General features: G+C 42.6%; 17 protein-coding genes and 1 tRNA gene. All 18 read left to right on the forward strand.

The features are described 5' to 3' along the window. Positions 1-217 precede the first annotated feature (217 nt). The 18 genes from ACPW7N_RS03645 to ACPW7N_RS03730 all read left to right on the forward strand — a co-directional run bounded on the left by ACPW7N_RS03645 (position 218) and on the right by ACPW7N_RS03730 (position 13684). A complete protein-coding gene (locus ACPW7N_RS03645) occupies positions 218-490 on the forward strand; it encodes an HU family DNA-binding protein (RefSeq protein WP_425649652.1) in 273 nt (90 codons plus the stop codon). A 204-nt stretch (positions 491-694) separates the two neighbouring features. Further along, complete coding sequence (folE, locus tag ACPW7N_RS03650) at positions 695-1258, forward strand: GTP cyclohydrolase I FolE (RefSeq protein ID WP_425649653.1); 564 nt, start codon at positions 695-697, stop codon at positions 1256-1258. Between the two features lie 114 nt (positions 1259-1372). Then, positions 1373-2026 carry a CBS and ACT domain-containing protein gene (locus tag ACPW7N_RS03655; protein ID WP_425649654.1) on the forward strand — a complete coding sequence of 218 codons (654 nt, stop codon included), beginning with the start codon at positions 1373-1375 and terminating at the stop codon, positions 2024-2026. 65 nt (positions 2027-2091) lie between these two features. Continuing rightward, a tRNA-Pro gene (locus ACPW7N_RS03660) sits at positions 2092-2168 on the forward strand. A gap of 246 nt (positions 2169-2414) precedes the next feature. Next, the gene (locus ACPW7N_RS03665) at positions 2415-4274 is read left to right on the forward strand and encodes a flagellin N-terminal helical domain-containing protein (protein ID WP_425649655.1); all 1860 of its coding nucleotides are present in this window, start codon (positions 2415-2417) and stop codon (positions 4272-4274) included. A gap of 47 nt (positions 4275-4321) precedes the next feature. After that, positions 4322-5143 (forward strand): DUF1835 domain-containing protein, encoded by an 822-nt coding sequence (locus ACPW7N_RS03670; RefSeq protein ID WP_425649656.1) that lies wholly within the window; start codon positions 4322-4324, stop codon positions 5141-5143. 98 nt (positions 5144-5241) lie between these two features. Continuing rightward, positions 5242-5925 (forward strand): lytic transglycosylase domain-containing protein, encoded by a 684-nt coding sequence (locus tag ACPW7N_RS03675; RefSeq protein ID WP_425649657.1) that lies wholly within the window; start codon positions 5242-5244, stop codon positions 5923-5925. A 252-nt stretch (positions 5926-6177) separates the two neighbouring features. Next, positions 6178-6423 carry a trp RNA-binding attenuation protein MtrB gene (gene mtrB / locus ACPW7N_RS03680; protein WP_425649658.1) on the forward strand — a complete coding sequence of 82 codons (246 nt, stop codon included), beginning with the start codon at positions 6178-6180 and terminating at the stop codon, positions 6421-6423. Positions 6424-6489: 66 nt separating this feature from the next. Then, positions 6490-7011, forward strand: coding sequence for a hypothetical protein (locus tag ACPW7N_RS03685; protein WP_425649659.1), 522 nt, complete (start codon positions 6490-6492; stop codon positions 7009-7011). Between the two features lie 71 nt (positions 7012-7082). Then, positions 7083-7916: a heptaprenyl diphosphate synthase component 1 gene (locus ACPW7N_RS03690; RefSeq protein ID WP_425649660.1), complete on the forward strand. Its 834-nt coding sequence runs from the start codon at positions 7083-7085 to the stop codon at positions 7914-7916. Positions 7917-7937: 21 nt separating this feature from the next. Next, positions 7938-8642: a demethylmenaquinone methyltransferase gene (locus ACPW7N_RS03695; protein WP_425649722.1), complete on the forward strand. Its 705-nt coding sequence runs from the start codon at positions 7938-7940 to the stop codon at positions 8640-8642. A 43-nt stretch (positions 8643-8685) separates the two neighbouring features. Further along, complete coding sequence (locus tag ACPW7N_RS03700; RefSeq protein WP_425649661.1) at positions 8686-9561, forward strand: UbiA-like polyprenyltransferase; 876 nt, start codon at positions 8686-8688, stop codon at positions 9559-9561. Then, the gene (locus ACPW7N_RS03705; protein WP_425649662.1) at positions 9552-10151 is read left to right on the forward strand and encodes a UbiX family flavin prenyltransferase; all 600 of its coding nucleotides are present in this window, start codon (positions 9552-9554) and stop codon (positions 10149-10151) included. Before ACPW7N_RS03700 ends, ACPW7N_RS03705 begins: the two co-directional genes overlap by 10 nt. A 4-nt stretch (positions 10152-10155) precedes the next feature. Further along, on the forward strand, positions 10156-11010 hold the full coding sequence (locus tag ACPW7N_RS03710) for a menaquinone biosynthesis protein (RefSeq protein ID WP_425649663.1): 855 nt from the start codon (positions 10156-10158) through the stop codon (positions 11008-11010). Between the two features lie 18 nt (positions 11011-11028). After that, positions 11029-11994 carry a polyprenyl synthetase family protein gene (locus tag ACPW7N_RS03715; RefSeq protein ID WP_425649664.1) on the forward strand — a complete coding sequence of 322 codons (966 nt, stop codon included), beginning with the start codon at positions 11029-11031 and terminating at the stop codon, positions 11992-11994. 97 nt (positions 11995-12091) lie between these two features. Next, positions 12092-12535 (forward strand): nucleoside-diphosphate kinase, encoded by a 444-nt coding sequence (gene ndk, locus ACPW7N_RS03720; RefSeq protein WP_425649665.1) that lies wholly within the window; start codon positions 12092-12094, stop codon positions 12533-12535. 127 nt (positions 12536-12662) lie between these two features. Then, a complete protein-coding gene (locus tag ACPW7N_RS03725) occupies positions 12663-13442 on the forward strand; it encodes a CheR family methyltransferase (RefSeq protein WP_425649666.1) in 780 nt (259 codons plus the stop codon). A 74-nt stretch (positions 13443-13516) separates the two neighbouring features. Further along, positions 13517-13684: a hypothetical protein gene (locus ACPW7N_RS03730; RefSeq protein WP_425649667.1), complete on the forward strand. Its 168-nt coding sequence runs from the start codon at positions 13517-13519 to the stop codon at positions 13682-13684. Positions 13685-13811 lie beyond the last annotated feature (127 nt).

The following is a 13811-nucleotide window of genomic DNA, read 5'->3' on the forward strand; positions in this document are numbered from 1 at the left end:
GCATGCTTTTGGGGGGTTCCAGTAAATCTGGAAGCCCTTTTTACATTTTTCGCTGTTCTTTCGTGTCAAAAAGGCTTGAATTTCAAAAAGCCCTGTATTACTATAAGCTTGTCAGTTAGGTAAAAACCTCCAAAAAAGCGTATAAGAATTGGCTTTTTGGGTTAATACAGGTAATAACCAAGTACATAAAACTTCCTTGAGGGGAGGTGAAGATGAAATGAACAAAACAGAATTGATCGCAAAAGTGGCTGAAACCACCGAACTCACTAAAAAAGATGCTACCAAGGCTGTAGATGCAGTTCTTGATGCAATCGCTGAAGCTCTTAAAGATGGTGACAAAGTTCAATTGATTGGCTTTGGTAACTTCGAAGTGCGTGAGCGTGCTGCTCGTAAAGGCCGCAACCCACAAACAGGTGAAGAAATCGAGATCGCTTCTAGCAAGATCCCAGCTTTCAAACCTGGTAAACAACTTAAGGACTCCATTAAGTAATTTTGTTTTACAAGAACTTACATAAGAAATCCACATATTTATATGTGGATTTTTTTGTTTTTACAGCACACTCATTTTTGCTTTTCTCAAGGGGAATATGATACGATTGGCTTGTTCTGCGTAACTTATTAGTTAGGGCCCCTCCTGATGCAAGGACAAGTGTCTGTCAGATGGGGTGTTTAAGGGTTTGAGGAGGGTAAGTCAATGAATGTAGATCATGAAAAAATTAAACAAGGTGTTCGAATGATACTTGAAGCGGTTGGAGAGAATCCGGATCGTGAAGGGTTGTTGGATACTCCCAAACGTGTAGCGAAAATGTATGCGGAAGTTTTTGAAGGCTTGTCCATCAATGAAGAAGAGTACTTCGAAACCATTTTTAGCGAAGATCACGAGGAATTGGTTCTCGTCAAAGATATTCCTTTTTACTCCATGTGTGAGCATCATCTGGTGCCTTTCTTTGGAAAAGCACACGTAGCATACATACCAAAAGGCGGCCGTGTCGTAGGCTTAAGCAAACTTGCTAGAGCAGTTGAAGCAGTTGCACGCCGTCCACAGCTTCAGGAGCGCATCACTTCAACTGTTGCTAATGCCATCATGAAAAAACTGGGGCCACACGGTGTCGTTGTCGTAGTGGAAGCAGAGCATATGTGCATGACCATGCGTGGAGTGAAGAAGCCTGGCTCCAAAACAGTTACTTCGGCTGTACGTGGAATTTTCGAAAAGGACAGTGCAGCAAGAGCGGAAGTTTTCAGTCTCATTAAAAATTAATGTCAGGAACCCGTCAATTTCTGTTGGCGGGTTTTACTTTTCTTTATGAATTATCTGTATTACAATGAACATGTAATTGGTAATATATGTTCCTGAGACATAGGAGGTAAGCTCATGTTTGTACGCCAGTGGATGAAAACCAATCCGAAGACAGTTATGCCAGAAACCTCATTATCGACTGCAATTAACAAAATGAAAGAGTGGAAAGTCAGACGTTTCCCTGTTGTGAATGCCGACCAGGTTGTTGTAGGGTTCATTACTGACGGCGATTGTCTTAAAGCTAGTCCATCAGATGCTACTTCATTATCAAAACATGAGATTGCTTACCTTTTAGAACAAGTAAAAGTGAAGGACATCATGTCCAAAAAGATCATCTCCGTATCACCTGATATGTTGGTGGAGGAAGCGATTCTCATCATGCGCCAAAACAGCATCAGTGGTGTGCCTGTTGTTGATAACGGCAAACTCGTCGGAATTATTACGCAAGCAGACGTGTTCGATGCATTCACTGATATTCTCGGAGCTGGACAACCTGGGGTTCGCATGCTCCTTGAGCTGGAAGACCGTTCCGGTGTATTGGCTGAGGTGGCAACCACTGTTTCGAATTTGATGGGTAACATCACGAGTATCGCGGAATTCCATAATAATCAAAATGGCAAGGTATATTTGCTCCTTCGTTTCAGTGGCGACAGAGCGCAAGCAGAGCAAGTCTCTACTGAATTACAGGGGCATGGTCATCAAATCGTGTCGGTTCACGTCGTAGACTAAAATGAGCCGGTTTATTGACCATTAGGCTGATCTATGGTATATTTTTCACTGTAACATTTTGGAGTCGGGATGTGGCGCAGCTCGGTAGCGCGCACCCTTGGGGTGGGTGAGGTCCAGGGTTCAAATCCCTGCATTCCGACCATCACCGTTACATTACAATATGATTTTGATAGCCTAAATGGTCAACAGGACCACTTACTTCAAATGTAGATAATACATCTGAAGAAGTGGTCTTTTTGTTTTTAACATTTGGATAAAATGCACTGAAGTATCTCAAAAAAATACATAAAAAAATATTGGGTAAAAGTCCCAAAAAAATTCCTAGAAATGGTACTATTATTGGGGAGTTTACTATTGTAACCAATTTTTCAGTTGTTAGGTGGATTATATGCGAATTGCTCATAACTTATCTGCACTAAACACTTCAAACAAACACCAATTGAATAATGAAAAACGTGCGAAATCAACTGAGAAATTATCATCTGGATTCAGGATTAATAGGGCTGCTGATGATGCCGCTGGATTGGCTATTTCTGAAAGGATGAGGGCGCTAATTAGAGGGCTGGATCAAGCATCAAGGAATGTTCAGGACGGCATTTCTCTAGTACAAACAGCAGAGGGCGGATTAAATGAGATAACAGAAATCATTCAAAGACAAAGAGAGCTGATTATACAGGGCTTGAATGATACTTATACCGCTGAAGACAGGCAGAATATAGACGATGAAATACATCAGCTTACAGAAGAAATAAACAGCATTACGAATAGGACGGAATTTAATACAATTAACTTATTGGCAAGAGCAGACTATCAGATATTGAATGACAGGTCCAGTCATACGGTTAATGTAACCACATCAGGGCCGTTTCCTAAGACGACTACTTCTTTTGACCAGTCTACATCCTTCTTACCGATTGGTACTGCAGAAGTACCTCTTGCTGTGCAATCGTCTACAACAGCTACTACGATAAATGACGTCAATAATCATGACTCTCACATCTTGCCTATTACATCTCCTGATGGACGGCAGGGCTACAATGAATATGAAAAAAATGAGCTTATCCATACAGAGACAACAGCCACAGATGAATATTCATACGGAAGAGTATTAGTTAGCGACCCAAGATACAAAGAACTTGATGTTAAGTATAATACAATTAAGAATGTGTATTTTCAGACAAACCTTATACCTTCTGGAATTATTGCAGGACAATATCCTGATTTTGGTGGATTTGAGGATAGGTTTATTACTGTTGAAATTGATGGAGTTCCGGCTACCCTTAGTGATTTTTCTTTAAAAAGCTCAAGTATAACTGCAGGCAACGTCTCGGCCATTTATGAAAAAGATGGTATAGAGATAGAGAAGGTTTTTTCAACCACTGGAAGTTCTTTTAAAGTAGAGTTTAAAATTAGAAACAATTCTGGGATTGATAATAAACAAATCAAAGTTAGTGCTGCTTTTCAGCCTGAATACGACGCAAAGTACTCAATATCATCCTCCAATGGAGTACCCGTAAGCGGCACTGCTACAGGCATACAAATACCTGATTCAGGCACAGCTTTTGAACTTTCAAACGCTCTGGTAGAGTATGATTTTTCTTTTCTAAGCGGAGGAAGTTACGTTAAGCCGGATTCAGTAACTACCGATAGTGCAACATTGCAATCGGGTGATGAAATTATTCCTTCGTGGGAAAACACTGATTTTGATAGTGGAGCTGTATTAGAATTTGGCATATCGTTAGATAATTTTAATTTTAAAAAAGATGTTTTCTTAGTCACTAATGAATATACAAAGGAAATTGATTCAATTATTCAAACTGTAACAACAGACATAAAGGACATAGACTTTATCCCTCCCAATATTCGTATTCAAGCAGGGGCTGCAGCAAACCAAACTATTTATATACCTTTGTTCAACGTGAATGTGAATGGTTTGGGTATTTCAAATATTGGTATACTTCCTCCAGCCGTACCCGAGCATTCCTTAGCTTTGGCGGATAGTGCATTAACAAAAGTTACGAACTACAGATCGGTCTATGGCGCCATACAAAACCGAATGGAAAGTACAATGAATAACTTGGGTACATCATCAGAGAACATAACTGCAGCAGAATCTCGAATTAGAGATGCTGATATTGCTAAGGAAATGATGGAATTAACAAAACATAATATTTTAGCGCAAACATCCCAGGCAATGTTGGCGCAAGCCAATACACTGCCTGAAGTAGTATTACAAATGTTGAAGTAAATTTTACTGCCCTTTGTGGCAGTTTTTTCACATAAGGTGGGATTCTTTTGAACATTCATATCGTTTTTGGGGATTCCGCAGCAGGTTCCCTTCGAATCGCATTGAGAAGTGCATTGGCTCAGAGGGAATGGGACCTAATTTCGTTTTCTGACAGATTTTCGGTTGGGCCCATTTGGCACTTACATGAAGAAAGCGGCATGGAACATCGGGTTGAGTGGCTCTCGCAACGAATCAGTGAAGAAGCTCGTCAGCGAGGCGAACATGAGGATTATAAAAAGGCGTTTTACCAATCCGTGCAGCGGGTAATAAACATACCAGATGAGGCTGAGGTCTCTATTTGGAATTTCGAGAATGCGCATGAGCAAACGGGAACAAGGTTTGTTTTGAAGCTGTTGAGAAAACGCAGCAAGCCTGTACAATTGATGAATATCCCGAGCACGTTTCACAAAGAGAGAACCACACAGACATTCCTCCATCTGGGAGAGTTTTCTTGTGAAAGGCTGGCTGAATTGCTCGAGTCAATAACCCCTGAACCGGTAAGAGACGATCGGAGAGATCAACTGTTAGCCGAGTGGGATGAACTGTCACAATCCACTTCCTTGCTTCGAGTTTGGCAGAACGGGCAACTGGTTAGCGTGCCAGAAGATACCTTTGATGATGTTTTCATTCGTGTTGCATCTAAAAAGTTTCGAGGTACATTTATCAAAGCAGCCCGATTGATTGGAGAGGTAATGGGTTCCACCATTCCTCATTACGTCGGGGATGAGTTTCTGGAGTATCGACTGCGTTGCCTGATCGAAAAAGGTGTATTCCAGGCTGAGGGTCCTCTTTATGCCATGCGATATTACAGTGTCCGACTCAATAAATAGTTTATCTGTTCCTTTCTTTCAAATTTTAGGGTTGGCACACAGGGAAGACGTGCCGTATAATGTTTCATAGTATGTGGTTGAACGAAAGTAGGTGTGTCATGAACATTGATCCACGCACGTTAGTCATGTTGCAAAGCAGATACGGCCAAAACACGGAACAATTGTCGATTCCAAACAACAGCGAGGAAATGTTTGACCAACTGCTGGAAGCTGAAACAAGCAAATATCGTCGTGTTGTTTCTGCAGAAGAGATTCTGGCTGATCTGGACGGTACGCCCAAAGGAGACTATACTTCTGACCTGGATGATTCTGCTTCGATTCCCATGTACATAGAGTCCAGAGATATGACATCTGGCAAAACTCCGGTAAATCGTCAAGAGATTTTGTCTGCGATTAATCGAATAGCTAACAGGTTTGGCGTAGATTCTGATCTCGTTCGGGAAGTTGTGCGAGCAGAATCCAACTTTAATCCGAATGCGACATCACATGCGGGTGCCAAGGGTCTGATGCAGCTTATGGATCGCACGGCTCGTGGACTGCAAGTTACCAACTCGTATGATCCGGTGCAGAATCTGACAGGTGGTACGAAATACTTAAGTCAATTGTTAAATCGCTATGACGGCAATGTCAAAGTGGCTTTAGCAGCCTACAATGCAGGCCCTGGCCGAATTGACCGCTTAGACATCGACACTGATGCAGAGCTGGAGCAAAAAGTCCACTCTCTGCCTAGTGAAACACAAAACTATGTGAAAAAAATTATGGGTCGTCTACATGGCGAATAAACGAGTGCTCACTCTCTTGGAGCACTTTTTTTGTTGTTCTTTCGACTAAAATATTCAGAAGAGGCACAGGCTAATTTTGAGGTGATTTGACATGAATAAATCCAAGTATTTAATCTTTCTCTGGATACTTCCACTCGCCGTTCTGATTGCAGCTGTGTACTTCATCTATTTGAATTATCTTTAAGTCCATTGACGAAATGTCCTCTGATAAGCCATAGTTAGAGTGTAAGGAATGTTGAGGGGGAACCGTCTTTGGATCAACGGACTAATAACGGAAGCGTATCAAATCAAGATTTTTTTGTAATTAAAGCAAAAGAGAATGGGGTTCATGTAATTGGCTTAACCCGAGGGACCGATACTCGTTTTCATCATACGGAGAAGCTTGATAAAAACGAGGTCATGTTGGCTCAATTTACAGAGCATACTTCAGCAATCAAAGTACGAGGTAAAGCAGTGATCATGACGAGACACGGCGTAATTGACACCTCAGAAGAATAGGAAAAGGGAAAAAGCAGGAATAGCCTGCTTTTTTTATTTGTACAATGAAGGTGAGGAGGGATGTCTATGCCCCGCAAATTACTAGTGGTAATCATCTTTTCAACTTTTCTCGCCTTTGCCTTGTCACTGATACCAACTTTGTCAGCGGAGCGGGTGAATGGTGACTTGCCTGCATTTCATGAGTTTCGACAAACAACCCTGACGCAAGAAAATCTTGTCGATTTATTTACTTTGACGCCAACTCATTATAATATTAAGCGTGTAAAGTGGGAGAATCGGGCAATTTATGTGGATTTTTCAGTTACTCCCGCCGAAAAGGTCGATCTCTCTTTATACTATTTCGATGTGTATGCACTAATTCACAAGACGTTTCGGTGGACGAATAATGTCGATCACTTATACATTCGACTGTTGGATGATGACAATCAAACCTCTCGACTACTGATTGCGCTTCAAGCCAATCGACCACAATCGTTACGCGATCTTCCAGCACCTGATCGAGTCAAAGATACGAAATTGTTTGTTGAAAAAACATTTCAAGTAAGAATTGAGCCTGCTTTGAGTGATAGAATTAGTCCCTATGATTGAAATTGTGGTATACTGTGGGATGATTATTATTGGCTAGTTCGTCCTAAGTTTTCTTTATTGGAGGAAACAAAATGAGTAATTATGAAGTTCTATTAGGCGATGATCTGATCGAAATCAAGGAGCGGATCAGAACGCTTATTTCTCAATCGTATGTAGAGCAGTATGTCGACGTTCCGGCAATGGCTGAAAGCCGACTTGTCCTTCTCTATGTTTTTTTATGCGAAAATGGTGTTGAGCGCGAGCGTGCAAAGGTATTGTGCACAACAACAGGGCTGGTACAGCTTGCCTTGGATACGCATGAAACCGTGAAAAATGGATATGATTCGTCGCTTGTATCAGAGCGCAATCGCCAACTAACAGTCTTAGCTGGAGATTACTACAGCAGCTACTATTATCATTTGCTTGCGGAATCCGGGGAAGTTGAGGCAGTGCGACTGTTGGCTGATGCGATACAGGAAGTGAACGAAGCCAAAATGACGCTTTACCTGACAGAGAAAGAAAAAGCATTATCTTGGGACAAGTATTTTTCCCTTCGCAAGATCATTGATACAGAGCTTTATATCGGTTTCGTTCGGCGTTATGCAAAGTCAGAAGCAGAGCAACAATGCTGGACGACACTTTTTGAAGAGACGTCTGCTGTTGAGCAAATGATCCACGAATGGGAACTATTAAAATGGCAAGATCACTTGCCAACGGGATTTTCACGTCACATGATGCAAAAATCCGGTACGACGGTAAGCACAGTGATTGATTTCGTTGAGGCAAAAGTGTTCGAGTTGATGGGGATATGTGAGCAACTAGTAAGAAGTCTTTATCCTTCCGACAAGCAGTCGGCTCTCACATGGGTAACTTCTCGCTATTCGCATCGGGTGAACCGCTTAAAACGTGTAGTTGAGGAGATGTAGGCCGACGTGAATAAAGAACAGATGAATGAAAAAGCACATTTTGTTCATAACGTATTCGAAAGCATTGCCGCCGAGTACGATCGGATGAACAATGTGATCAGTTTTGGAAGTCATGTGGCATGGCGGAATTATACCATGCGCCAAATGCAAGTGAAGCCGGGGCAGTCAGCAATTGATGTGGCTTGCGGCACATGCGACTGGACCATCACCATGGCAAAAGCAGTGGGTGAAAATGGACGAGTTGTCGGTCTTGATTTCAGCCAAAATATGCTTGATGTCGGAGCTTACAAAGTGGGTAATGAAGGTCACGGAAAAACGGTAGAGCTTGTCAATGGAGATGCCATGAAGCTTCCCTATGACGACAACACGTTTGATTATGCGACCATCGGATTCGCCCTGCGCAACGTACCAGATATCCAGACAGTTTTAAACGAGATGACGAGAGTCGTCAAGCCAGGAGGCAAAGTGGTTTCATTGGAAGTATCCAAACCGCCTTTCTTACCTTATCGGCAATTATTTTATTTATACTTTTACAAGATCCTGCCTTTTATTGCAAAACTGGTCGTTAACAAATACGAGGAGTACGCCTGGTTGCCGCAATCACTTACCAATTTTCCAGACAGCAAAGAACTAGCAGTAATGTTCCAAAAGGCTGGTTTAGACCCAGTTCAAGTCAAGCTGTTTATGGGTGGCGTCTCAGCCCTTCATATCGGCATCAAAAAATAAACCAGTCAGAAAATGTGCAAAAACAGATCGGAAGTGCGAACGTATGTCTTTTCATAAATTCAAAGTCATTCTGGAAATGATTAAATTTGAACATACCATCTTTGCTTTGCCTTTTGCATTCATGGGAGCAGTTTTAGGGAATATCGTCGTTGAAAACACATGGCCCACCTGGAGTGAGATTTTGTGGGTCACCATCGCAATGGTGGGGGCAAGAAGTGCTGCGATGTCCTTGAATCGATTGATTGACCGATTCATCGATGCCAAAAACCCCCGAACGGTGACACGTGCTATTCCGGCAGGCTTGCTTTCCGTAGCTGAAGTATTGTTCTTTATTGTAATCTCATTTGCTGCGCTGTTTTTTGCAGCGTTCCAGTTAAACATGCTAGCTGTTACCTTGTTGCCGCTTGCTGTGTTTGTACTGGTTTTGTACTCTTATACGAAACGATTTACTTGGGCTTGCCACTTTGTGCTTGGGATTGCCATCGGGTTCGGGCCATTGGGTGGATGGATTGCAACAACGGGAAGCGTGAACCTGACCGCTATTCTGTTGTTTGTCTCTGTCGTTCTCTGGACAGCAGGGTTTGATATCATTTATGCTTGTCAGGATGCAGACTTTGACGCAAAAGAGGGTCTTCATTCGGTTCCTAGCCGCTTCGGGATCGCACGTGCGCTGTATATGGCCCGCATTTGTCATGTGTTGACTATTGTTGGTCTTGCCTTATTGTTTTTGAATGCCCAACTGTCTGGCTGGTTCTTGATCGGCGTATTGATTTCTGCTGCACTGCTTATTTACGAACACAGTTTGGTCAAACCGACTGATTTATCCAAGCTGGATATGGCTTTCTTTACGATGAACGGCATCTTGAGCTGCGTCATGTTTGCCTTTACGATGATTGATCTGGTGATCACATGGATATAAAAAAATTCACTGTCGGTATCACAGGTGCGAGTGGATCGATTTATGGCGTAAGACTCGTGCAAGAGCTGCTTCGTGCGGGTCATACGGTTCATCTCATCGTTACGGAAGCGGGCTGGCAAGTGTTCCATGATGAACTGGATTGGGATACAACCGATCGTGAACATATCCTTCGTGAAAAGTTTCAACAACATCACGCAGGAAAGCTGCACTACTGGACGCTGAGAGATTTCTACTCTCCATCAGCGAGTGGCTCAGCCCGAATGGATGGGATGGTTGTTGTCCCTTGCTCGATGGGGACGCTTTCAGGGATTGCTCATGGAGCATCCGGAAATCTATTGGAAAGAGCAGCAGATGTTGCCTTGAAAGAAGGGCGTAAGCTGATTGTAGTCCCGCGTGAAACACCCTTGAATGCGATTCACTTGCAAAATATGCTGACTTTGTCTCAAGCAGGAGCAAAAATTCTTCCAGCGATGCCCGGCTTTTATCAAAAACCGCAGTCAATGGATGACCTGATTAATTTTGTCGTTGGAAAAGTAATGGATGCTCTTGATATACCACATTCGCTATTTACGCGTTGGGGAGGAGAGTAAGAAGATGAATAAGATACTCCGCATTGGACAAATCAAATACACGAATACACTCCCGGTCTATTACTATTTTGATCAGCAGCGTTTTGAAGACAAGATTGACTTTACCCAGCAGGTACCAGCTCAATTGAATCAAGCGATGGCAAAAGGTGAGATCGATGTAGGTCCTATCTCTTCCTTCAGCTATGCTGAGCACGAAGACCAGTACCTCGTTTTGCCAGATCTGTCGGTCAGTGCAAAAGGTCGCGTACGATCCATCTACTTATTTAGTAAAAAGCCGATTGAAGAATTGCAGGAAGCAAAGATCGCTTTGACTAATACGTCTGCCACCTCAATCAATCTTTTGAAAGTGGTCTTGCAAAAGTTTTTGAACCTCTCTGTTTCATATGAAATGTCTCAGCCTGTACTGGATGAAATGATGATTAAAGCAGATGCAGCACTGTTGATCGGTGATGAAGCGTTGCTTGCTTATCGCACAAATACACGATATTTGGTATATGATTTGGCAGAATTGTGGTATCGTTATACAGGATACTCCATGACGTTTGCTTTATGGACGGTACGCAAGGAAGCGATACGTCAACACGCTTCGCTGCTTCGAGAAGTTCATGAGGCTTTTCTTGATAGCAAGGAAAAAAGTTTGCAAAATCTGGATAAAATGGTTGACTATGTACTTACTCATTTTGGCGGCGATGCTGCCTCCTGGTTAGAGTATTTCCGTGGATTAACCTATGAATTTGGGCCAGAACAGCGTCGTGGACTGGAGTACTATTTTGCCTGCACGGCCGACATTGGCTTGCTTGCGAAACCAGTGACAGTTTCTCTATGGGAGGACTCAGCAAAACGGATCAAGACTACGTGAATGAATTAGGTGGAAAGAATGAACCTTGTCGATACTTATTTTCAATTAAAAGGTGATGTGCAATATATAGAACGTGAACTGGACAAGGCCATCGATGCCAAGTCTCGCGATCTGTATTTGTCTTCCACCCATCTGCTCAAAGCGGGAGGAAAGCGAATCCGACCCGTCTTTGTTCTGCTCGGGGGAAAATGGGGGAACTATGACGTCACCAAGCTTAAAAATGTAGCAGTAGCACTGGAATTAATCCACATGGCATCACTCGTTCATGATGATGTCATCGATAATGCTGACACAAGACGTGGCAAAGACACGGTCAAATCAAAATGGGATAACCGGGTAGCAATGTACACCGGAGATTATATTTTTGCTCGTGCACTCATGGTTGTGACCGAGTTGACCAATCCAAAAATCCATCAGATTTTGGCGAAAGCGATTGTGGAAATGACCAAGGGTGAGATTGAGCAGGTACAGGATCTCAACAACTGGAATCAAGGGTTAAAGCAATATTTTCGAAGAATCAAGCGCAAGACGGCGTTACTCATTGCAATTAGCTGTCAATTGGGTGCAATCGCCAGTGATGCACGTCCTGAGTATGTCAATCGCATGTTCCGTTATGGCTACCATGTGGGAATGGCTTTTCAGATAACTGATGATATTCTTGATTTTACGGGTACTGAAAAACAGCTTGGCAAACCGGCAGGAAGTGATCTGCGTCAGGGCAATATTACGTTGCCTGCGCTTTATAGTGCGTACTGCAGTGAACACAAAGCGTTATTCCAGCAGTGGATTACTGAAGGAACATTGCAAAACAATGTGGATCAGGCCATTCAACTGATTCGTACAGGCAAAGGGATTGAGTTCTCTCGTAAATTGGCCGACCGATATTTGAACCGGGCGAGAGAAGCAATTGCTGATTTGGAGAATAATTCAACGAAAAAATCATTATTGGGCATAGCGGATTTTATTGGTGATCGCAATTTTTAAGCACTTTTTACATGGATAAGGTTGAATGCTTTGCTTACTTTTGATAAAATTTCGTTGGTTGACTATTAAATACATAGTTCTATGGAGGCAACACACAATGGAAAAAACTTTTGTAATGATCAAGCCTGACGGCGTACAACGCAATTTAATCGGAGAAATCGTTGCTCGTTTCGAGCGTAAAGGTTTCACACTTGTTGGTGGAAAGTTGATGATCGTATCTCGTGAATTGGCAGAGCAACACTATGCTGAGCACAAAGAGCGCCCTTTCTTCGGCGAATTGGTTGACTTCATCACGTCTGGTCCAGTTTTCGCAATGGTATGGCAAGGTAACAACGTAATCACAACTGCTCGCAACATGATGGGCAAAACAAACCCAGTTGATGCTGCTCCTGGAACAATCCGTGGCGATTTCGCAGTTTCTGTTGGAATGAACATTATCCACGGTTCTGACTCTGCTGAGAGCGCTGAGCGTGAAATCAACCTTTGGTTCAACAAAAACGAAATCCTTTCTTTTGACAAAACGATCCAACGCTGGATTTAATTCAATCTAAAACGGGAAAAGACTCCTTAGGGGGTCTTTTTTTGTTGAAATCTATTTTTTTTAGCAGGAAAAAAGCCGGATCAAGTCGAATCGCATCTAACAGCAGATGAAGGGGGATCAATGGATCATGGAAGATCAAGATTTTCTACAATTTATAGCTAATATCAAACGAAAAACGGGTATTGATCTGGCATTGTATAAAGAAGCGCAAATGAAAAGGCGCTTGACTTCCTTACGTCAGAAGCGTGGGCACAATAACTTCGCTACCTATTTTGATGCACTTGCCAAGGATCAAGAGATGTTTTACGAGTTTCTTGACCGGATGACCATAAACGTGTCAGAATTTTATCGCAATCCAAGTCGCTGGGATGTATTACAGAATAAGATTTTGCCTCGCTTGCACCAGGAGTCCAGAAAACTAAAGCTGTGGAGTGCTGCTTGTTCGACTGGTGAAGAGCCATACACGCTCTCTCTTGTGCTCTTGGCGAAGCAATTCCATAAAGACGCAACGATTCTTGCCTCTGACATCGATGAAGGGGCCATTGCCAAGGCAAAACAGGGAGTGTATTCTGACCGTTCCTTGCAGGACTGCCCGAAAGATCTGTTAGCAAAATATTTCTCCAAGGATTCGTTAACTTATCAGATCAGTCCTGAGGTAAAGCGTATGGTTACTTTCAAGAAGCACAATCTGCTTGCTGATACCTTTGATACTGGTTTTGACTTGATCATCTGCCGTAACGTAATGATCTACTTTACTGAGGAAGCGAAGCATGAGCTGTATCACAAGTTCAGTCGTGCCCTTCGTCCGGGTGGTGTGCTGTTCGTTGGCAGTACCGAGCAGATTTTTCAACCACAGCAATACAACTTTGAATCAGAAGATACATTTTTTTACCGTAAAATGAAATAAATTGCAAGTATAAGCGTATATCCTTCCTTGAATTTTCCAAAAATAAGACTACTACCACTCTTGGGAGGACGTACATGGACAAGCAAAAAGTAATTGAAGCGTACCGTCGTGGTTTAATTACACTGCAGGAATGTGGCCAGATTCTAGGTGCCGACAAATCGCAACTTGATGATCTTGTCTCATCCGATCGGTTTCGTCACCATGTTTCATCCAACAAGTTGTATATTGCCGATCATTTGTAAGTTGAGACTAGACTATGGTGCTTCTCCCTCGAGAGAAGCATTTTGTTTTACCTATATTCGATCATTTGAGAGATTCAATGCTTTCCAGCCTTTCCTTCGATTGGTTGGTGTGATATTATATCGCTTA

The organism is Brevibacillus nigriterrae (assembly GCF_049846925.1).
Taxonomy (GTDB): domain Bacteria; phylum Bacillota; class Bacilli; order Brevibacillales; family Brevibacillaceae; genus Brevibacillus_H.

What these genes read in the sequence shown, in the direction of transcription:
- ACPW7N_RS03645 (WP_425649652.1), top strand. Translation starts at nt 218, where the DNA reads ATGAACAAAACAGAATTGATCGCAAAAGTGGCTGAAACCACCGAACTC.
- folE (WP_425649653.1), top strand. Translation starts at nt 695, where the DNA reads ATGAATGTAGATCATGAAAAAATTAAACAAGGTGTTCGAATGATACTT.
- ACPW7N_RS03655 (WP_425649654.1), top strand. Translation starts at nt 1,373, where the DNA reads ATGTTTGTACGCCAGTGGATGAAAACCAATCCGAAGACAGTTATGCCA.
- ACPW7N_RS03665 (WP_425649655.1), top strand. Translation starts at nt 2,415, where the DNA reads ATGCGAATTGCTCATAACTTATCTGCACTAAACACTTCAAACAAACAC.
- ACPW7N_RS03675 (WP_425649657.1), top strand. Translation starts at nt 5,242, where the DNA reads ATGAACATTGATCCACGCACGTTAGTCATGTTGCAAAGCAGATACGGC.
- ACPW7N_RS03685 (WP_425649659.1), top strand. Translation starts at nt 6,490, where the DNA reads ATGCCCCGCAAATTACTAGTGGTAATCATCTTTTCAACTTTTCTCGCC.
- ACPW7N_RS03690 (WP_425649660.1), top strand. Translation starts at nt 7,083, where the DNA reads ATGAGTAATTATGAAGTTCTATTAGGCGATGATCTGATCGAAATCAAG.
- ACPW7N_RS03695 (WP_425649722.1), top strand. Translation starts at nt 7,938, where the DNA reads ATGAATGAAAAAGCACATTTTGTTCATAACGTATTCGAAAGCATTGCC.
- ACPW7N_RS03700 (WP_425649661.1), top strand. Translation starts at nt 8,686, where the DNA reads ATGTCTTTTCATAAATTCAAAGTCATTCTGGAAATGATTAAATTTGAA.
- ACPW7N_RS03705 (WP_425649662.1), top strand. Translation starts at nt 9,552, where the DNA reads ATGGATATAAAAAAATTCACTGTCGGTATCACAGGTGCGAGTGGATCG.
- ACPW7N_RS03710 (WP_425649663.1), top strand. Translation starts at nt 10,156, where the DNA reads ATGAATAAGATACTCCGCATTGGACAAATCAAATACACGAATACACTC.
- ACPW7N_RS03715 (WP_425649664.1), top strand. Translation starts at nt 11,029, where the DNA reads ATGAACCTTGTCGATACTTATTTTCAATTAAAAGGTGATGTGCAATAT.
- ndk (WP_425649665.1), top strand. Translation starts at nt 12,092, where the DNA reads ATGGAAAAAACTTTTGTAATGATCAAGCCTGACGGCGTACAACGCAAT.
- ACPW7N_RS03725 (WP_425649666.1), top strand. Translation starts at nt 12,663, where the DNA reads ATGGAAGATCAAGATTTTCTACAATTTATAGCTAATATCAAACGAAAA.
- ACPW7N_RS03730 (WP_425649667.1), top strand. Translation starts at nt 13,517, where the DNA reads ATGGACAAGCAAAAAGTAATTGAAGCGTACCGTCGTGGTTTAATTACA.